This window comes from Sorangium sp. So ce302, assembly GCF_051530145.1.
In the GTDB taxonomy this organism is placed as follows: Bacteria; Myxococcota_A; Polyangia; order Polyangiales; family Polyangiaceae; genus Sorangium; species Sorangium cellulosum_B.
Window position 1 is genome coordinate 12,113,284 of the sequence record NZ_CP150326.1, and the last position, 18,469, is coordinate 12,131,752.

General features: G+C 73.4%; 16 protein-coding genes. 4 read left to right on the plus strand and 12 right to left on the minus strand.

The features are described 5' to 3' along the window. The first annotated feature begins 29 nt into the window (after nt 1-29). Both WME73_RS45810 and WME73_RS45815 read left to right on the plus strand, forming a co-directional pair. Entirely contained in the window at nt 30-593 is a 564-nt protein-coding gene (locus tag WME73_RS45810; protein WP_437913667.1) for a hypothetical protein, read from the plus strand. 509 nt (nt 594-1,102) lie between these two features. Beyond that, the gene (locus WME73_RS45815; protein ID WP_437742585.1) at nt 1,103-1,558 is read left to right on the plus strand and encodes a hypothetical protein; all 456 of its coding nucleotides are present in this window, start codon (nt 1,103-1,105) and stop codon (nt 1,556-1,558) included. A gap of 99 nt (nt 1,559-1,657) precedes the next feature. Here WME73_RS45815 and WME73_RS45820 read toward each other — a convergent pair whose 3' ends face one another. The 12 genes from WME73_RS45820 to WME73_RS45875 all read right to left on the minus strand — a co-directional run bounded on the left by WME73_RS45820 (nt 1,658) and on the right by WME73_RS45875 (nt 15,135). Next, nucleotides 1,658-2,782, minus strand: a complete 1,125-nt coding sequence (locus tag WME73_RS45820; RefSeq protein ID WP_437913668.1) for a hypothetical protein — start codon at nt 2,780-2,782, stop codon at nt 1,658-1,660. 14 nt (nt 2,783-2,796) lie between these two features. Beyond that, nucleotides 2,797-3,348: a DUF3540 domain-containing protein gene (locus WME73_RS45825; protein WP_437742587.1), complete on the minus strand. Its 552-nt coding sequence runs from the start codon at nt 3,346-3,348 to the stop codon at nt 2,797-2,799. Between the two features lie 27 nt (nt 3,349-3,375). Next, the gene (locus tag WME73_RS45830) at nt 3,376-5,151 is read right to left on the minus strand and encodes a DUF2169 family type VI secretion system accessory protein (protein ID WP_437913669.1); all 1,776 of its coding nucleotides are present in this window, start codon (nt 5,149-5,151) and stop codon (nt 3,376-3,378) included. Between the two features lie 30 nt (nt 5,152-5,181). Further along, a complete protein-coding gene (locus tag WME73_RS45835; protein WP_437742589.1) occupies nt 5,182-6,240 on the minus strand; it encodes an FHA domain-containing protein in 1,059 nt (352 codons plus the stop codon). A gap of 228 nt (nt 6,241-6,468) precedes the next feature. Then, nucleotides 6,469-7,107, minus strand: a complete 639-nt coding sequence (gene lepB / locus WME73_RS45840; protein ID WP_437742590.1) for a signal peptidase I — start codon at nt 7,105-7,107, stop codon at nt 6,469-6,471. 72 nt (nt 7,108-7,179) lie between these two features. Next, nucleotides 7,180-8,061 carry a trypsin-like serine peptidase gene (locus WME73_RS45845; RefSeq protein ID WP_437913670.1) on the minus strand — a complete coding sequence of 294 codons (882 nt, stop codon included), beginning with the start codon at nt 8,059-8,061 and terminating at the stop codon, nt 7,180-7,182. Between the two features lie 259 nt (nt 8,062-8,320). Next, the gene (locus tag WME73_RS45850) at nt 8,321-8,857 is read right to left on the minus strand and encodes a hypothetical protein (protein WP_437742592.1); all 537 of its coding nucleotides are present in this window, start codon (nt 8,855-8,857) and stop codon (nt 8,321-8,323) included. A gap of 244 nt (nt 8,858-9,101) precedes the next feature. Next, nucleotides 9,102-10,253, minus strand: a complete 1,152-nt coding sequence (gene proB / locus WME73_RS45855; protein WP_437913671.1) for a glutamate 5-kinase — start codon at nt 10,251-10,253, stop codon at nt 9,102-9,104. Next, on the minus strand, nt 10,246-10,899 hold the full coding sequence (locus WME73_RS45860) for a hypothetical protein (RefSeq protein ID WP_437296130.1): 654 nt from the start codon (nt 10,897-10,899) through the stop codon (nt 10,246-10,248). The genes proB and WME73_RS45860 overlap by 8 nt, the downstream gene beginning before the upstream one ends. Nucleotides 10,900-10,929: 30 nt before the next feature. Then, on the minus strand, nt 10,930-11,928 hold the full coding sequence (locus tag WME73_RS45865; protein ID WP_437913672.1) for an ABC transporter ATP-binding protein: 999 nt from the start codon (nt 11,926-11,928) through the stop codon (nt 10,930-10,932). A gap of 4 nt (nt 11,929-11,932) precedes the next feature. Continuing rightward, nucleotides 11,933-14,641 carry a signal peptide peptidase SppA gene (gene sppA, locus WME73_RS45870; RefSeq protein ID WP_437913673.1) on the minus strand — a complete coding sequence of 903 codons (2,709 nt, stop codon included), beginning with the start codon at nt 14,639-14,641 and terminating at the stop codon, nt 11,933-11,935. Then, nucleotides 14,638-15,135, minus strand: a complete 498-nt coding sequence (locus tag WME73_RS45875) for a DUF2505 domain-containing protein (RefSeq protein WP_012240946.1) — start codon at nt 15,133-15,135, stop codon at nt 14,638-14,640. The genes sppA and WME73_RS45875 overlap by 4 nt, the downstream gene beginning before the upstream one ends. Between WME73_RS45875 and WME73_RS45880 the strand changes: the two genes are divergently transcribed. Then, nucleotides 15,122-15,337, plus strand: a complete 216-nt coding sequence (locus tag WME73_RS45880; RefSeq protein ID WP_437913674.1) for a hypothetical protein — start codon at nt 15,122-15,124, stop codon at nt 15,335-15,337. The two genes, WME73_RS45875 and WME73_RS45880, sit on opposite strands and share 14 nt — an antisense overlap. Nucleotides 15,338-15,393: 56 nt before the next feature. Then, nucleotides 15,394-18,351 (plus strand): Kelch repeat-containing protein, encoded by a 2,958-nt coding sequence (locus tag WME73_RS45885; protein WP_437913675.1) that lies wholly within the window; start codon nt 15,394-15,396, stop codon nt 18,349-18,351. The last annotated feature ends 118 nt before the right edge of the window (nt 18,352-18,469 follow it).

Sequence of the window (18,469 nt, forward strand, 5' to 3'; positions counted from 1 at the left end):
ATCACGCTCTGGTTGGATTGGCCAACTACTTGAAACGTGAGCTCGAGTCGGCGTCGCGATCCGCTGATCCTGCGCTGAGCGCATGGGCCAAGGGCAGGCTCGCCATCCTCAGCACCGCTCCCGACGCCTACTTCTGGGGTACGGGGCAGCAGGCGACTGCCAGGGGAGAGCTAGAGCAGCTGCGAAACCACCTCATGCACCAGCAAAACGCGGCGGACGCGCGCGCGCACGCCGTCGCCCTCCGGCGCGCGCGGTTCGAACCGAATGACTCCGGCACCTGGGAGATGAACCCGGTGCAGTACCGGAACGGCATCACCGAAGGTGATATCCGGGCGTCACCCGAGGGCGATCGGATCCTGAGAGACCTCGGGCGCGGCCAGCTCAACGATCGGCACCATCGCGCCGCCGAGGGCAGGATGTCGCACCAGCACCTCTCGACCGGATCGCGCGGCATAGGGTTCATCTACGTCCAGCAGCCGGACGGAACGGTCACGCCGTACGTTGTGGATCTGGGTGACAAGCTGCCCGACAACACGTACCGGTGGGATCATGGGGGGACAGGCTATGTGCCCCCCCGTCCAGGCGGTCTGTAGGATCCGACAGGTCGGCGCGGCGCTGGTCGTCGCGGGTGGTGGCCGTGACGAACAGGAAGAAGAAGCAGCAGAGCCCCGGGGGTACGTCGAGACCGCGGAACAACGCGACCGGCGGTCGGGGAAAGGCTGGCACCAAGACCCTATCCGTCACCAGAAGCCCGAAGAAACGCACCGGCGACCAGCCTGCCGGGCCCGCAGCACGCCGCCAACGGTTGACGAAGGCGGAGGACGGCACCTGGCGCAGGTCGGCGCTCGCACAGACGTTCGGCTTCTCCGATCCGGAGCCTGGGTACCGGAAACGCAATCAGCAACGCGTGGACTCGGCGCTCGTCGCCCAGTACCACAATGGCACCCCGAGCAATCCTCCGATCGTTCAGCCGTCACCGCCGCCTCCGAATCCGCCACCGCCTCCTCCTCCGACTCCGCAGCCCGGGCGTGTCACGATCCCGCCGGGAAGACCCCAGGGCGTCTTCGACGCGGTCTACCATGGCTCAGCCATCTTCCGGGCGATGGTCGACCGGGTTCTCCAGGACGGCGACGTCGAATACATCATCACCAACGACAACGTGTCTTTCTACGATCGAGCCGGGAATCGGCGCATCATCTCCATCGGCCTCAATCTTCCCGGAGGCGAGCATCGCACCGACTCCGATATCATCTTCGAGATGTGCAATGCATGGGCCGACGCGACGGGCCTGAAGCCCGGCATGAGCAGCTTCGTCGATCCCGAAGCCTACGGGAGGGCGGTCGAGCGCTCGGAGTGGGAGGCGGCGCAGCGCCATTACCAGATCATGAAGGAGATGGAGCAGCTGGATCGCGGCTACGCGCTCTTGAACCGGTTCGCGCCGGGCTTCGAGAGGCCGGACCGCCCCTGGACGGACTTCCAGAACTACTACGATGACCAGAAGCACTCCGGTCACACCGATCACATCATCCAGCACCACCCGAGCTACCCAGGCCCCTGAGGCGGCTGGTGGCCAGGGCGATCGGCGCCCGGGAAGCTACCGAGGAGGAGTTCCTCCCCGTCGACCGTCATCGTCTCCTCGGTCAGCTTCGCCGCGCTCTCACATGACACTGCAGATAGCGCACTTCTGACCGTGATGGTCGTCTGCCTCCGCGTCGTGCTCGTCCTTCGCCTCGCCGCCGGGGGTCGGCTCGGGCGGCGGCGACTTCGTGACCGAGATCTTCTCGAACACGACGATGCCGTCGATCCAGGGCTCTTGGTCAGGCGGCCTCGTGCCCGCGCCGTCCTTCGTCACGGTGTCGATCTCCTTCCCCTTGCGCTTCCATTTCCGCATCTTCTCTTGCCATCGCTCCGGGAAGTCACGCGCCTTGCAGGCGATGTTCGCCCAGGGGTCGATGATGAACGCCTCGCCCCAGTCGTCGAAGTCGCCCGGATATCCGCCGTTCTCGTCGGCCTCCGGCGGGTTCAGGACGACGAAGGCGTGATCTCCGCTCGCGAAGCCGCCGTTATCCGCGGTGGGCAGCCGCTTGCCGAGGCGCACCATGTCCACCTCCGCGCCGTGGGCTTCCTCTGGATGGGAGAGGAGCCAGATCGTCAACGCGGAGAGCTCGAGGCAATTGCCGACCCTCTCCTGCGCGACCCGCGCGCCAAAGGCCCGCACCTGGTCCATGCTCATGTGCAGCGGCGACGTGCCCGTCTTGGCCCTTGTATACGCCATCTGCCTTGCGTTGACCCAGGCCGCATAAGAGAGCTCTTTCTGACGTGCCTTGTCCCTCGTGTCCTCTCGCTTGTTGATGGACTTGAAGGGCCACCACGTGAGCTCCGCGACGGGCGGAGCGGTCGGTTCGGAGATCGTCTTGCGCGCAGCCTTCATGATGCGCTCTGCCACGTCGAGGAGAGCGCCGCTCCGATCGGCCCGAAGGTCGAGCACCGCGAGCTCGAGCCCGGTTCCGCGGCTGTTCGACGAGGCATGGTACGCCTCGATCGCCGTCTTCTGGGCCAGATCCAGCACGGAGCCTGGCGTGCTCCGGTTCGGCGGCTCGGGCTCGCTCTCTTCGTCCTTCGTCTCGCCGGTTTCCTTCGCATCGGGGGCGTCGGTCCGGGTCTCGGTTTGCGCCTGGATCGATTGTGAATTGCGGAGGGTCGCCGCGCCGCCCTCCGTCTCGGTCGCGGCGTCCGTCCCGAGCTTGTGCCCGTTGTGGCTCAACCGCCTGGCTTTTTTCATGCGCGTCCTCCCTGTTACCCGAGGTGGATCTCCTTCCCGTTGATCGTCATCGTCTCCTCGGTCAGCACCGTCGCGCTCTTCGCCTTCGTCGTCGCCGACCCGTCCACCACCGTGTGGCTCTCGCGCGCGTGCAGGCTGAACAGGTCCGTCACGCGCTGGACGAGCGACGCCGCCTTCTGCACGAGCGACCCCGCGAACACCCGCACCTTGTCGCCGTGCAGGTCCACCTCCGGACCCCGGAGCTCCACGCCCCGGTCCCCAGAGAGGCGCAGCGCGCCGCCCGCGGCCCGGACGTCGACGTCGCCCTGGAGCTCCAGCGTCACCTTGCCGGTCCCGTGCAGGACGCCGATGACATAGAGGCGCGCGCCTCGGCCGATCACGAGCAGCACGTCGCCCACCGCCGGCGCATAGGGGATCGCCAGCGCCATCGTCGCCTCAGCGCTCTCCCCGTCCGGCAGCTCGACCACCGCCGCCTGTCCGCGGGCTTCCAGCACGTGCGCCGGCCCCAGGTATTCCTCGGCGCGCGCGGACGTGGCGCGCTCCCGAACCACGGCTCCCTCCGACATGGTTGGTCCCTCCATCCTTGTTCCGGCTCAGTCCTTGCGGAAGCGCTTGTACAGGCTGCCGAGGAGGTTGGGCCGCTCTTGCTTCGACGCGGACGGCGCCGGAGTCGGCGCGCGCGGCTCGGGTGAACGCTCGACCTGCGGATCGCGCTCCGGCGCGGGCAGCGGCTCGGAGGCGCGCGCGGGCGTGGGTGTGGCGACCGGCGCAGGCGCGGCGGCCTGCGTTGGCGCAGATGCAGGCGCGGCGGCCTGCGTTGGCGCAGGTGCAGGCGTTGCGATCTGCACGGGCGTAGGCGCAGGCGCGACGTCTTGCGCGGGCGACGGTGCCGTCTGCGCAGGCGCAGGCGCGGCCTCCGGCTCGCTGAGATCGACCGTCCCTTCCAGCGGCGACGCGATCGCCGGGATCGCCGCCGCGCTGCCCGTCGCCCACGGCGCGCTCGGGCGCTCGCCGCCCTCCCGCTCGCCGCGCGCCCCGGCAGGCGCGATCGGAAACGGCGCGCTCACCGCGTCGTCCTGGCCCGGGCCTCGGACCCTCACGGGCGGCAGCGGCACGGTGCGCGCCTCGCGCGGCCTCCGCTGGCTCCCCGCCGGGGGCAACGTGTCATCGAGCGGGAACGTGCCCTCGAGCGGGTGCGCCCCCTCGCGCGCCGGCTCTCGCCCCGTCGCGACGCCCGCGACGCTCACAGGCGCATCCACGACGTCGCCCTCGCCGAGCCGCACCGTGGAGCTCCAGTCCGTCCGCTTCGCGCTCTCCCCCGCAGCCGCGCCCGCCGCGCCCGCCGCGCCTGCAGGCGCCTCGCTGAGGTCCGGCCACGGCACGGGCTCGTCCCCGACCTCCACGCCCACCGCGGCGCGCAGCGCCGGGAGCACCTCCTCCGAGGCCACCTGGAAGCTCCCGCGGAAGACCACCGCGCAGCGCTCGGCGTCGGGCTGCACGATCAGCGTGTCGCCCACGAGCGGCAGCCACCGCGCCGCGCCGTTCGGCAGGAGGATCGTCGCGAGCGCCCGCAGCGCCGGCAGGCGCGTCGCCAGCGCCGGGTGGTGCCGGCTCAGGCCCTCCAGCACGATCTCCTCGCCGCCGAGCACCCGATCGAACCGCTGATCCGCCGGCGCGGACTGGAAGTACGACCAGTCGAAATCGTCCGGGATCGACGCGATCCCCTCCAGCTCGGCGCGCGCGAGCCCGCGCAGCAGCCGCGCCCGGCTCGGCACGATCGGCGGGATCGGCCCGAGGCCGACCGGCGCGCGCCCCCCGCCCGGCGGCAGCAGGTTGGGCAGCGCGCCGCCGCCGCCCACGCGCTCGTCGGCGCCGGCCCCGACGCCGAGCGGGTTCTCCGGCTCACCGGGGCCGCCATACGCCCGCTGGTACTCGATCGGCATCTTCACGAACGGCTCGGGCAGCGCCCCCGCCGCCGCCGCGCCGCCCGCCCGATCGCCCACGACCTCGAGGCGCTTGTCCACCAGCGCCGCCCCCGCGCGCAGGATCGCGAGCCGCACCGCCATTCCCCGGACCGGCGCCCCGCCGGGCGCCCACGCGTGCCCGGTGAGCACCACCTCGGCGCGCGCTAGCCAGGGCGCGAGATCGCTCGCCGCGAGCAGCGGCTTCATCGGGTTGCCCCGCGTGTAGACCTCGCTCCGCACCAGCTCCAACGGCTCGATCCGCCGCGCCTCGCCGCCGGGGACCAGCGCGAAGGTCGCCTTGGCGACGAGGGTCACGTGGAGCTGGCCGCGGCTGCGCCACAGCGTCGCGCCCGCCGCGACCGGGCCGGCGCGGAGGACATCGAGGGCAAGACGCGCGGTGGTCATGGCGAGGGGCGCCGCGCCCGCGGGCCAGCGCTAGTTCGTGTTGAGCTCGACGCGCAGGAGCTTGCGGCCGATGAAGAGGTAGTCGCCGTGGGCGAGCTCGCGCTCGCTCTTGATGCGCACGTAGGTCCCGTTGCGGCTGTTGAGATCGGTCAGCGTGAACTTGCCGTTGTGCTCCTCGAGGCGGCAGTGCGAGCCCGACATGTACAGGTCGACGGGGAAGTTCAGGTCGCCGCCCTCGCGCCCGATCTGCAGCGAGGTGCCGCGCGCGCAGACGGTCATGCCGACCGCGCCGCCCTGGAGCACCTGCGTCAGGCGGAACGGGCTCGGGTGCTTCGGCGAGGAGTAGAAGAAGGTCCCGTCCGGATCCTGGCCGTCGGAGGCGCGCGGCGTCGGATCGAGCCGGAAGAGCTGCTCGCCCGCGAGGAACGTGTCGCCCGGCGTGATGTCGATCGTGCCGCGCACGCGGATGTACACGCCGTTCAGCGAGCCCTCGTCGCGCACCACCAGCTTGCCGTCGCGGTAGAAGAAGTTCGCGTGCTTCGGCGAGACGAACGGGTCGTCCGGGAAGACGAGCTGCCCGTTGCGGCCGACGATGTGCTGCTCCGCCTTGAGGTGGAACGAGAGGCCGTCCATGCCCTCGCCGCGGATGAGGATCAGCTTCGCCTTCGCCGGGTTCTGCATGTCCCCGAAGAACAGCGTCTGCGCGTTGAGGATCTCGGGCGGGACCGCCGTTCCGCACCTCCCACAGAACTTGTGGCCCGAGGGGACACCGCTCGAGCAGGAACGGCAGACGTAGTTACGGGCTTGCTCCATCAGCTCCTCCTGGGAGAGTTCGGCGAATTCGCTCTTGGACGAGGTGGTCTTGGGGCCCCGGCCCTGACCGCGCGCGCTCGTCGGGTCGAGCCGGGCGCTCGCGCTGCCGGCCGCGGGCGTGGGGGAGCGCCGGGCCGGCGTGGTCGTCGAGCTCGCCCGGCGCGTCGTGAACAGGGCCAAGTCGTTCGCGCACTCAGAGCAACGCGCGGTGCCCATCGGGCTCCACAGGTCGCACTGGCCACAGACGATGCCAATCTCGTTCTGCTCGGTGTGCAAACGTCTCCTCGGTGCATTGGAGGACCGCGGATCGCGGTTCTCCGACCCGCGCCAGTGGAAGGCCGCCGTGGCGGACCTCCGACCGATGAAGCGAGCCAGGACGGGGAACCCGGGCCGCTGCTCGCGCGGGGTCCCTGACCCGGGTGGAGAGAAACACGGTTCTAGACGTCGATGAGCGGAGGGGTCAAGCTCTGAGGTGACGCCGGTGGGGGCGACGGCCGGCCCTGCTCAGCGCACGAAGGTGAAGCGGCGCCGGTCGTCGCTCCAGCCGGCGCCGCCCCAGAGCCGGAAGACGATCCGCTGGTTGCACGCGGCGCGCGGCTGCAGGCCGAAGTCGCGCGAGTCGTCGTGGTAGCTCCGGTTGTCGCTCAGCAGGAAGACCGTGTCGGGCCGCACCTCGACGTGGTAGCGGCGCTCGAGCGGGGGCCTGCGCCCCGTCGCCCGGGGGTGGAGGCCGGGGCCCATCATCACCATGTCGCACGAGAGCTGCACCGGGTTGCCCGTGGCCGGGTCGGTGATGCTCACCTTGGGCTCGGCGCACGCCGTCTCGGCGTCGTAGCGCTGCCCGTTCACGAGGAGGACGTTGTGGTCGACGTCGACCGTGTCGCCCGGCAAGCCCGCGATCCGGCCGACGATGTGGCTGCCGGGGGCCTCGGGATCCGGGCACCGCACCAGCTCGCCGAAGCCGGGCGTGCCCCGCGTCAGCACGACGACCGCGTCGCCCGGGGCGAGGCTCGGCGCGAGCGCGGCGCCGAGCATCGGGTCGTTCGGCACCACCCAGACGTCGAGGACGAGCGCGCGGAGCACGACGCCGAGCAACAGCAGGGTCCCCACGATCCAGAGCAGCCCGTTGAACAGCTTCCGCATGCAGCAGCGCAGCCTAGCGCAGCTCCGGTCGCGGGCGGCGGGCAAGCACCGCGCGAAGGCGCCGCGGCGCCGTCAACGCAGGCACCCCCTGTACGGCGGCAGCTCGCTCGGGCTCGCGCCCGCCGCGATCTCGCGGGCGGCGGAGAAGAGCTCGGGCCACACGTCGAGGCGGCTGAAATACGAGGTCCCGGTGGTGTGCTCGTCACCGTCCATCACGCTCGACGAGATGACGCCGACGACGTCGCCCCCCCGATCGCTGCGCGCCGGCCCGCCCGAGTCGCCGGGGCAGATCGAGGCGATCGCGACGAAGTGCCCCGGGCTCACGGCGTCGATCGCGCCGCCCAGCCGCGGCGTGAGGTGGATCGGGTCGCGCGAGAGCGCGCAGCGGCCGAAGCCATAGGGCGTCACCTGCTCCCTGGAGACCGGCTCGGCCTCGATCCGCGGCGGGAGCGTCGGGATCCCGACGAGGCGCCGCGACAGCACGAGGATGGCGATGTCGCCCTCGCCCGACGTGTACCCGCAGTCCGGCGACACCACCGCGCGGACCTTCACGTCGCCCCACGGCAGGTGGTCGCCCCCGAGCTCGATCGAGATCACCTCGGGATCCTGATCGCGGCGCAGCGTCCTGCCGTTGTCGTCCCGCGCCGCGACGCAGTGGTGCGCGGTGAGCACCAGGTCCTCGGTGATGAGCGTCCCCGTGCACGTCACGTCGGTGACGATCCGGACGATCGCGTCCTCGTTCGTCGCCAGCTCGAACGGCGGCCGGAGCTCGAACGGGCGCTGCTCCATGCCCGGCTTCGCCGCGGGGATCGGCAGCCCCGCGTTGGTGATCGGCCGCGCACAGCCCGCGGCGACGGTGAGGGCGAGCGCGGCCGCCACGGCGGCGCCGCGTCGGTACAACCCTGTCCATGCGGTCGCCAGGGCGCCCAGCGTGCGAGCTTGCGGCTGTTCCACCTGAGGGAGACCCTCCCAAGCGCAACCGGTTGTTCTCTCGGACAGCGCCCCCGGTACGAACGCGCCGAGCAATGCCAAAGACTACGACATAAGGCGGTGACCGTCATTCGACAACGACAGGGTTTCCAAGCTTGGATACGGCCTCGACGATCGCAGATCACGTTGCGCGTCTCGCCGTCTCGCCGCCTCGTTTGTAGTTGCTCTGTACATTTACGCCTGCGTTTACGTTCGCGCGTGCGTCGATGTTCCCCGCGCCGCGCTAGCGCACCGCGACGAGGCGCACCTGGCTCGCGCTGCGCGCGTAGGCGTCGAGCGCGGCGCGGGCGGCTGCCGCGTCGACCTGCGGATCCTCGACGCCCGCGGCGACGAGCTGCTCGAGGAAGGCGCGCTGGTGCTCGGACTTCGCCGCGAGCCACGCGGGGCAGGCGCCGGCCGCGCAGGCCGCCGACGCCTGCTCGGACGCGGCGAGGGCGTCCTGGACGCGGCCTCGGCGGAGGAGCGCCCGCGCCGAGAGGAGCGCCGCCTCCGGGAGCGCGCGCACCTCGCCGGGCGCCGCGTCGAGGGCCGAGGAGGCGAGTCCTGGCTGATCGCGCTCCAGGTAGGCCGCGGCGAGCGCGGTGACGCTGGCCGGCGTCCTGCCCTCGGCGTAGCGGGCCTCGAGCGCCGCGAGCTCGTCGGCCCCCGCCGCGGCGCGCGATGGCAGGAGCTGCGACGCCCGGACGCTCGGCCCGAGCCCGATCGTCCAGACGACCCCCGCGAGAACCAAGCCGTTCGCGACGAACAACCCGAAGCGCATCACACGACCTCCAGGAACCGGCAGGGACCCCCGGCCGTCGGCGGCGGCCGGCGGCGACGGGCAGTCGCGCGCGGTAACATGCGGTAAACCCAAGCGACAGCGGGGCGGCGCGAAGGTTCCCGCGAAGCGCGAGCGGCGCGCAATCAGGGGTTGGCCCGATGGTTGGCCCAGAGGTTGGGCCGATGATTGGCCGGGGCATCGGCCGGGTGGTCGGCGCGCCTACAGGGCGGCCGGGGCCGCGGGGCTACTCGCTCGGGAGCACCACCAGGTCGTCGCGGTGGACGACGACGTCGTATTCGCCGGCCTCCTCGCGCTTCTTCCGCGCGGTGCGCGCGGCGTCGCTCGCCGACATCCGCGCGAGCCCGCGCGCGATCTCGGCGCCGTCCGGGTCGACGACGGCCACGGCGTCGCCGGGGAGGAAGGTGCCGCGCACGCCGAGGACGCCGACGGCGAGGATGCTCCGGTTCTTCGAGCCGATCGCCTCGGCGGCGCCCCGGTCGACGAGGATGGCGCCGCGCGGGCGCAGCGTGTACGCGATCCAGTGCTTGTGCGCGCTGAGCCGCTGCGGGACGGCGGCGAAGAGGGTGCCGACGTCCTCGCCCGAGACGATGCGCGTGATGATGCCCGCCTCGCGGGCGGCGCCGATGACCACGTGCGAGCCCGCGAGCGTGGCGCGCCGGGCGGCCTCCACCTTGCTGGCCATGCCGCCGGTGCCGACGCCGGAGGTCGACGCGCCCGCGAGGTGCCGCGCCTCGCGGGCGACGCTGCGCACGAACGGCACCCGGCGCCCGTCGCCGTCGAGCAGGCCCTCGACGTCCGAGAGCAGGATGAGGAGATCGGCCTCGCAGAGCGGGGTCACCATCGCCGCGAGCTGGTCGTTGTCGCCGAACTTGATCTCCTCGACCGCGACGGCGTCGTTCTCGTTGATGATCGGGATCGCGCCCGCCTCGAGCAGCGCGGCCAGGGCGTTCCTCGCGTTGTTGGTGCGGGTGCGGTCCGCGAGGTCGGCGTGCGTGAGGAGCACCTGCGCGACGAGCAGGCCGACCTTGCCGAAGGCCTCCTCGTAGCGCTGCATCAGCACGCTCTGGCCGGCGGCGGCGGCGGCCTGGAGCCAGGCCATGTCCTTCGGGCGCGACTTCAGCCCGAGCTTCGCCATGCCGAGGGCGATGGCGCCGCTCGACACGATGACGAGGCTCCGGCCGGAGCGGCCGCGGAGCGCGGCCACCTCGGCGGCGAGCCGGTCCCAGGCGTCGCCGGAGAGGCTCTTCGAGCCGATCTTGATGATGATGCGGCGGCAGCGCCGGAGCGCGGCGCGCGCGGCCTGCGGATCGAGCTCCGGCGCGGCGTCGGCCGCGGCGCCGCCCTTCGTGGCGGTGCGGTCCTCGGTGTCAGTCATGGGGGATGCCGGCGGCGGCGATCTCGTCGAACGCCGCGTCGAGGCGGCGCTCGATGTACTCCGGGACCGAGGCGCCAGCGAGCAGGAAGGCGTCGATCCAGCGCGTGAACTCGTCGCGCAGGTCCTCGGTGCCGCTCGGCAGGACGGTGAAGCTCGCCTGGAGGGAGGGGGACAGCGCGCGGCGCACGGCGCGATCGACGGCGTCGCGGACCCAGCGCGCCTCCTCGGCGTGGACGCGCACGGCGGTGCTCCGGCGGAAGCGCGTGATGTAGCGGTCGAGGAGGTGGCCGAGGGCGTAGACCTCCAGGCCGCGCGCGGCCGCCGCGAGGGCCAGGGCCGGGTTGAGCCGCCGGAGGACCTCCTTCGTGACGAGCTGCGCGGCCTTGCGGAGCGTGGTCTGCTCCGACCCGGGCTCGACGAGGAGCGCGCGCGCGTCGGTGGTGAGGCTGAGGCCGTGGCGGGCGACGGTGTCCTGCACGATGGCCCCGCGGATGCGCAGCAGCATCCGCGCGGGGAGCACCGGGACCGGGATCCACGAGGCGCCCACCGCGAAGGCGGTGAGCACGGCGAGTCGACCTCCGGGAGGCGGGCCGCCCGGGGTGACCTGAGCGGCGGTCGGCTTGTTCGCGGCGGGTTCGGATGACATCGCGCGCACGGTACTACGGCGGGCGGCAGGTCAGAAGAGGGGGGTGAGCTCGACGATCGCGGCGCGGCAGCGCGTCGCGGCGAGGACGACGTCGCGGGTGGTCGCGCCCTCGGGCAGCGCGGCGGCGAAGCGCACCGGCCCGCCCCGCAGCGCGATCCCCCGGGCGGCGAGCTCCTCGCGGAGGAGCGCCGCGTTGGTGCGGACGGTGACGGCGTAGAGGCGGCTCCCGGCGGCGATCTCCGCGAACGTGCCCGAGAAGGCGAGCTCGCCGCCCGCGAGCACGAGGACGTCGGTGGCGCCGCGGACCAGGGCGCCCCGCGGGCCCTCGACGTCGAGGCGCGCGGCCGTGAGCAGCGCGCCGCGGCCCTCGGTGGCGCCCGCGAGCGCGGCCAGGACGAAGGCGGCCGCGGCGCCGTCGAGGCCGACGAGCGGATCCTCGGCGATCAGCACGGCGGGCGCGGTCACGATCGCCTGGGCGAGGACGAGCGCGCGGCGCTCGGGCAGCGCGAGCGCGCTCAGCGCGCGCTTCCGCGAGGCCGCGAGGCCGACCCGGGCCAGGGCGGGGGCCACCATCTCGGCCGCCGCGCGCGGCGAGGCCCCCGCGAGGCGCGCGCCCCAGCCGACGTAGGCGTCCGCGGTCCACGCGAGCGGCAGCGGCGGATCGAGCGGCGCCGCCCCGCTCGCCGCGCGGTGCGCGGTGCGCGCCACGTCGCGGCCCGCGACCTCGAGGCGCCCGGCGACGACGCGCGCTTCCCCGGGCGCCCCCCCGCTCGCGTCGTCCGCCGCGCCGGCCTGCGCCGGCCTCCGGAGCGACGAGAACGGGACGCCCGTGAGCGCCGCGAAGAGCGCGCCCGCGTCGCCGGCGCAGAGCACGCGATCGCCGCGCGTCGCAGCGGTGAGCGCGTCGACGGCGACCACGTCGTCCACGGCGATGCGCGCCGCGCGGGCGTGGAGCAGCGGCGGCGCGGCGGGCCCGGCCTGCTCCGCGGGCTCGGCGGTCCTGGGCGACGCGGGCTCGAGCTGCTCCATGGGCTCAGCGTTCCTTCGACGCAGGCGACGCCGGCGGCGCGGATCCTCCGGGCTCGTCTTCCCGGGCCGTGGCGGGGGCGCCGAACGAGATCTCGCCGGCGAACTCGCTGCGCGCGAGCGGCCTGTCCGCGCCGAACACGAAGAACGGCGAGAGGGCGCGCGCGGCGTCGAGCATCACGGGCGGGATGGTCGCCCTCGCCAGCTCGCCCTGGGCCTGCGCCGAGAAGCCGACCAGGCTGAGCGCGTAGCCGAGGAGCGACGTGTCCTCCTCGGGGAGCGACTGGATGGGCGCGTCGTCGGGCAGCTGGCCCAGCCGGCGCGCCTCGGCGATCGCCTGCCGGAGCCCGCCGAGGCGATCGATGAGCCGGCGCTCGAGGGCCTGGGCGCCGGTCCACACCTGCCCGCGCCCGAGCGCGTCGACCTCCTCGGCCTTCATGTGCCGGTTCTCGACGATGCGGGCGACGAACCGATCGTAGAACTGCTTCACCTTGACGCCGAGCTGCTCGCGCTCGTCGTCGGTGTACGGCCTGTAGAGCGACTCGGCGTCGGCGCGGGGCGACGAGCGGAACGTCTCGATGCTGACGCCGAGCTTCTGCAGCAGGCCCGTGACGTCGACCTTCCCGTAGAAGACGCCGATGGATCCGGTGATCGAGGAGCGGCTCGCGAAGATCGGGGCGCCGGCGACGGATGCATAATAGCCGCCGCTCGCGGCCGACGAGCCCATCGAGACGACGAGCGGCTTCACGCGCGCCGTGAGGATCGCCTCGCGCAGGATGACGTCCGCCGCGAGCGTCGAGCCGCCGCCGGTCTCGACCCGGAGCACGACGGCGCGGACGCTCTGGTCCTCGCGCGCGCGGCGCAGCGCGCCCGCGACGGTGTACGAGCCGGCGAGCTTGACGCCGACGAACGGGATCGACCGGCTCTCGCCGTCGATCATGTCGCCGTCGAGGTAGACGAGCGCGACCTTGGGCGAGCGGCCCCAGCGCTCGGGCGCCTCGTCGCCCGGGTCGTCGTCGACGACGCGGGAGGCGCGCCCCATGACCTCGTCGACGACGCGGCCGAGCTCGTCGTCGTAGGCGAGCTGGTCGACGAGGCCGCTCTGCCGCGCCTCCTGGGCGAGGAACGGCCCGCGCGCGATCCGCCGCGCGAGCTCCGGGACGGGGATGCGGCGCCCGGCGCTCACCTCGGCGAGGAAGGCGCCGCTCAGCTGATCGAGCAGCGCCTGGTGGTCGTCCTTGCCGACCCGGGTGCTGGTCTCGCGCGCGAACTGCTCGGCGGCGAGCTTGTGGGCGCCGATGCGGACGATGTCGGCCTGCACGCCGAGCTTCTTCAGGAGGCCGCCGAAGTAGAAGTAGCTCGACGACATGCCGGCGAAGCGCAGCCCGCCCGCGGGGTTCATGGCGATGGCGTCGGCGCTCGAGCACACGTGGAGCGAGCGCCCGCCGGCGTCCTCGAGGTGGCAGAGGACCTTCTTGCCGTGGCTCCTCAGGTTGCGGATCGCGTCGGAGACCTCCTCGGCGTGGGCGAGCGAGCTGGCGGGCTCCGCGCGGAGCACGAGCGCGACGCCGGAGACCTCCGGGTCCTCGGCGAGGCGCCAGAGCCGCTGGAGGAGCCGCGTGTGCCTGCGGACGCCCGGGGTCGAGTCGAGGCGGACGCGGACGACGCGGGCCGGCAGCCGGACGCCCCGCTCGGAGAAGCTGCGGAGCGCGACGCCTGTGTAGAAGCCGGTGCCGCTCTTCGTGATGGCGTTGCCGAAGACGCCGCCGGCGGAGACCTGCAGCTCGTCGACGTTGACGTCGAGGCCGGCCATGGCGGCGATCTTCGGGCCGCCGTCGGCCGTGAGGTCGCGCAGCGCCACGTCGCCCCGGAGCGTGCCCACGTAGGGCACGCGCAGGCCGAGGGTCGCCCGGGGCGTCCAGGTGCCGCTCCCGTCGGGGTCGCTGTTCTCGACGTAGGAGGTCTCGAGCCCGATCTCGAGCGCGCGCCTGCCGCCCGCGGGCCGCACGGCGACGCCGAAGTCGTAGCTGCGCTCGATGGCCTCGCGGAGGCGGTTCTCGGGGCGGTTCCAGTCGCGCGCGACGGCCGAGAGCGAGAGCCACGTGGAGGGCCGGAGCGTGACGCCGCTCGTGAGCGAGAAGTACCCGTCGAGCGCGGGCGCGTCGGAGCTGCCCCAGCCGAGCGTCGTGCCGAAGGCGAAGGTGGGGCCGGTGTCGAGGGCGAGCCCCCAGCGGACCCAGCGCGACGGGCTGTCGAACGGCGCCGGCGCGGCGTCGGGCGGGTCGAGGAAGTCGAAGCGCAGGCCGGTCGACACGTACCAGAGCGGCACGCCGAGCGCGATCGAGTGGCCACGCGCGGGCAGCGGCGAGGCGGAGCCCGTGTGGACCCAGGTCCACCGGAGCTCGGTGCCCGGGAGGAAGGAGAGGTTCGCGGGGTTCACCGCGATGGCCGAGGTGTCGTCGCTGCTGGCGACGGGCTTGCCAGGATCGGGGAGCGGCTGCGAGGGGCCGTCGGCCGGCGCGGCGTGCGCGGCGGTCGCGCCCGCGAGCGCGCAGAGGCCCGCGCACAGGCCGAGCAGCGCGGCGGCAGCGCTGGCGGGGCGAGCGGCGCTGGCCGAGCGAGCGGCGATGGCGGGGTGCGTGATGCTGGCGAGCCGCCCCGGCCGGGCGGGGCGCGGGGAGCGGGCGGGGCTTTGGGGGCGGGGTAGGTTGTTCATGCGCGGATGAGCTCCCTGAGCGTATCTGCTTCCGCGTCGTACGTCCGCTGGACCTCGGCGAGGGCGAGGCGCTCGACGAGCGGGCCGAGCAGGTGCAGCCGGATCTGGATGTCGCCATCGACGCGGCGGCGGGTGCGGCCCTGTGGCAGGCGCTCGAGCCGGTACGTCCCCGCGGAGCGGAAGTAGCTGCGCCACTGCTCCTTCGGGCTGACCTGCCACGTGGAGGCGTGGTCCGAGAGGCGGTAGGTCGACCGCTCTTCCCAGGACATGGCGTCCTTCGCCACGGGGTAGCTCCGGAAGATCGGCAGCGGCGCGCTCGCCTGGAAGCGCAGGACGCGGAGCAGCTCGCCGTCGCGGAGCGCGTGCTCGACGGTCACGACGCTCTCGAGCGAGGCGACCCGCGTGGCGAGCCGAGGCCCGAGGTCCGGCGAGAGCACGGCGAGCTCCACGGCGTCGAGGGGCGCGTCGAGCTCGTGCGAGATGGTGAAGTGCACGCGGCCCTTCTATCACGCGGCGGAGGCCGGTCGCGGGCAGGTCGGCAACCAGGCGCAGCTTGGCGTCAGGACTCGACTCAGCGTCATCGTGACCCAGGCCAACCTGCGGGCCGGCCTCACGCACTGCATGCAGCAGTTAAGCGCGCGTGCGGCGGCGCCGCGATCGAGCGCGTGGCCGGCGCGCGCGTGGAGCGTGCCGTGACGTCGAGCCCGTGCCCGGCGTGAATGCCGGTCGAGCGGGCGCATCGAAGCAGCCGTATGCATCGCTGCGATGACGCCACGCCCGCCGTGCGACCGTCTGCATCTCCCACCGGCGGCCCGTCACCTGGCGGTGCGCGGCGCCCGCCCCGCTCCCGCGAGCTCGCGGCGCGCGCGCTGCGGCGGCCCTGCGCCGCGCCGGCTCGCCGCCGCGGCGCGGGGCTCTCGACCGCGCTCCGGCTCTGCCTCATGGCGTTCACCGCCGTGTTTTCCGCCGACTGTGCGAGCGACATGCAGGACGAGCTCGACCCCGCCGAGGCCGAGCTGCGCGCCCTCTTCCCGGAGCAGGCCGGGCTGGTGCTCGCCGCCGACGGCGCCCTCGCGCGCGGCGAGCGCGGCTATTCCGTGACGGCGGCGCGCGGCGAGGCCGCGCCGGGCAGCGGCTCATCGTCGCGGGGGCTCGTCGTCCATCTGCCCGAGCACGGGAGCGATGAGATCCGGATCGAGCTGCCGGACGGCTTTCACGTGCGCGTCCGCGAGCGCAGGGGGCTTGGCGCCGGACGGCTCGTGGGGACTCAGGAGATCGCCGGCGGAGATGCCGTCGCCTATGCACACGAAGGTGGGTATTCCTTCTGGACGGCGGCGCACGGGGGATACGAAGAGTGGCTCCTCCTCCGGCCGGGCACCTTCCGGGCGGACGCGCCGGTCGCCGCCTGGTCCGTTCAGGGCGCGACGCTGCGGCGGCGCGGCGCGGCGATCGAGCTCGCCGACGAGGCCGGCGTCGCGCGCCTCGCCGTGACGGCGCCGTCGGCGTACGCGCGCGGGGGCCGGAGGGTCTCGACGCGCCTCGACGCCGAGGGCTCGACGCTCTCGCTCTGGGTCGACGCCCCGCCGGAGGAGGCCGTGCTCGTGGACCCGCTGTGGGTGGCGACCGGGAGGATGATCACGCCGCGCGCCGAGCACACGGCGACCTTGCTGGACGACGGCAGGGTCCTCATCGCAGGGGGATTCCTGAGCTGGGACGAGGGGATCATTTGCGATCCGATGTTCTCGACGACGCCGCTCGGCAGCGCGGAGATCTACGATCCCGCGACGGGCGCGTTCCTGGCGGCCGCGCCGATGGCTGCTGTGAACGGCGGTCACACCGCGACACGCCTCGCGGACGGGAGGGTGCTGGTCATCGGCGAAGAGGCCGGGGGCACGAGCGCCGAGATCTACGACGACGCGCTCGATGCATGGCGAGCGGCCTCGTCGCCATCGGTGTCGCGGTCGAGACCCACGGTCACGCTGCTCGACGACGGGCGGGTCCTCCTCACCGGCGGAAGGGTCGGGTCAGCGGATACGGAGAGCACCGAGATCTACGACCCGGCGACCGACACGTGGGCCCCGGGACCCTCCATGCGGAATGCCCGCGCCGCTCACAAGGCCACGCGGCTGCTCGATGGACGCGTGCTCGTCACGGGCGGCACCCACGGGGCGGCCGCGGGCGCCGTCGAGATCTTCGACCCGGCGACAGCGGCCTGGTCGGCCGCGGCGCCGCTCGGCGGCGGCACTCCGTGGCTGACGGCGACGCAGCTCCTCGACGGACGCGTGCTGGTCACGGGCCTCGCAGGCGCCGCCGAGGTCTACGATCCTGCTGTGGACGCCTGGACCGCGGCCCCGGGCAAGTGGGGCGACACGCCCGCGACGGGCTCGTTGGATGACGGGACCTACGTGACCGGGCTCGGCGTGCTCGGTGAGGCGGCGGCGCGGCTCCCCGGCGGCCAGGTCATGATCAGCGGAGGCATCGAGGCGATCTACTATGCGGACCCCTGGGGAGGGACCATCTGCACTTCGCTCTATCTTGCGCACGCCCACGACACCTACGATCGAGTCCAGCTCTACGATCCGGTCACGAACGCGTGGTCGCCGGGCGGCAATATCCCAGCTGCGCGAGGCTATCACTCCGCCACGTCGCTCGATGGCGGCGACGTCCTCGTGGCGGGTGGGTACACGTGGCTCTGGTCGACGCGCGAGGGCCTCAGCACAGACAGCGCCGTCGTGTATGCCAGCAACCCCTTGACGAACGGCGCGCCCTGCTCGACCGCCACACAATGCGCGAGCGGGATCTGCGTGGACGGCGTGTGCTGCGCGTCGCCGTGCAGGGATGCTGAGTGCATCGCCTGCTCCATCGCGGCGGGGGGCACGGTGGACGGGGTGTGCACGCGTGCCCACGGCGTCCCGTGTGACGACGGCGACGCGTGCACGCTCGGCGATTCCTGCGACGCCGGGGTGTGCGCCGGAGCTCTATCGAGCAGCGCGGAGTGCGGCGCTGGAGAGGGCGGCGCCGGCGGTGGCGAGGGCGGCGCCGGCGCTGGAGCTGGAGGCGCTAGCGCCGGCAATGGCGGCGCTAACGCTGGTGCAGGAGACGCTGGCGCTGGCGAGGGGGGTGCCGGCGGTGGCGCTGGAGGCGCTGGCGACGGCAATGGCGGCGCTAACGCTGGTGCAGGAGGCGCTGGCGAGGGGGGCGCCGTCGCTGGAGCGGGAGGCGCTGGCGACGGCAATGGCGGCGCCGGTGCTGGAGCAGGAGTCGCTGGAGGTGGTGGCGCTGGAGCAGGAGGCGCGAGCGACGGCGGCGCCGGCGGTGGCGACGGCGGCGCCGGCGCTGGCGCTGGAGCAGGAGGCGCAGGCAACGGCGGCGCCGATGCTGGCGAGGGAGGCGCCGGCGCTGGAGACACCGGCAATGGCGGCCCCGGCGCGGGAGGCGCTGGCGCCGGCGATGGTGGCGCTAACGCTGGCGCAGGAGGCGCTGATGCTGGCGAGGGGGGCGTCGGAACCGGCAACGGCGGAGCTGTCACGAGCGCGGGGAGCGCCGGCGCGAGCGACGTGAGTCCCGCCACGACCCCGCCCTCCAGCAGCGGCTGCAGCGCGGCCGGCTCGGGCTCCGACTGGCAGCCTGCCGCCGCCGGGCTCGCGCTGCTCCTCAGCGCGCGCCGCCGGCGAGCCCGCCGAGCGCAATCCCCTCGCGACGCCGCATAGAAGCTGTCCACGAGGGGCTCGCTCCGCTCGCGCGCCCGGCATGATCGCCCGCCGGGCGCTTTGGCTCAGAACAGCTCGATGTCATCGAGGTTCACGCCATCCTTGAATGTAGGGCACG

Excerpts from the sequence above, each read along its gene's own strand:
- WME73_RS45815 (WP_437742585.1), top strand. The coding sequence starts at position 1,103 with ATGGTCGACCGGGTTCTCCAGGACGGCGACGTCGAATACATCATCACC.
- WME73_RS45820 (WP_437913668.1), bottom strand. The coding sequence starts at position 2,782 with ATGAAAAAAGCCAGGCGGTTGAGCCACAACGGGCACAAGCTCGGGACG.
- WME73_RS45825 (WP_437742587.1), bottom strand. The coding sequence starts at position 3,348 with ATGTCGGAGGGAGCCGTGGTTCGGGAGCGCGCCACGTCCGCGCGCGCC.
- WME73_RS45830 (WP_437913669.1), bottom strand. The coding sequence starts at position 5,151 with ATGACCACCGCGCGTCTTGCCCTCGATGTCCTCCGCGCCGGCCCGGTC.
- lepB (WP_437742590.1), bottom strand. The coding sequence starts at position 7,107 with ATGCGGAAGCTGTTCAACGGGCTGCTCTGGATCGTGGGGACCCTGCTG.
- WME73_RS45850 (WP_437742592.1), bottom strand. The coding sequence starts at position 8,857 with ATGCGCTTCGGGTTGTTCGTCGCGAACGGCTTGGTTCTCGCGGGGGTC.
- proB (WP_437913671.1), bottom strand. The coding sequence starts at position 10,253 with ATGACTGACACCGAGGACCGCACCGCCACGAAGGGCGGCGCCGCGGCC.
- WME73_RS45860 (WP_437296130.1), bottom strand. The coding sequence starts at position 10,899 with ATGTCATCCGAACCCGCCGCGAACAAGCCGACCGCCGCTCAGGTCACC.
- WME73_RS45865 (WP_437913672.1), bottom strand. The coding sequence starts at position 11,928 with ATGGAGCAGCTCGAGCCCGCGTCGCCCAGGACCGCCGAGCCCGCGGAG.
- sppA (WP_437913673.1), bottom strand. The coding sequence starts at position 14,641 with ATGAACAACCTACCCCGCCCCCAAAGCCCCGCCCGCTCCCCGCGCCCC.
- WME73_RS45880 (WP_437913674.1), top strand. The coding sequence starts at position 15,122 with ATGGTGAAGTGCACGCGGCCCTTCTATCACGCGGCGGAGGCCGGTCGC.
- WME73_RS45885 (WP_437913675.1), top strand. The coding sequence starts at position 15,394 with ATGCATCGCTGCGATGACGCCACGCCCGCCGTGCGACCGTCTGCATCT.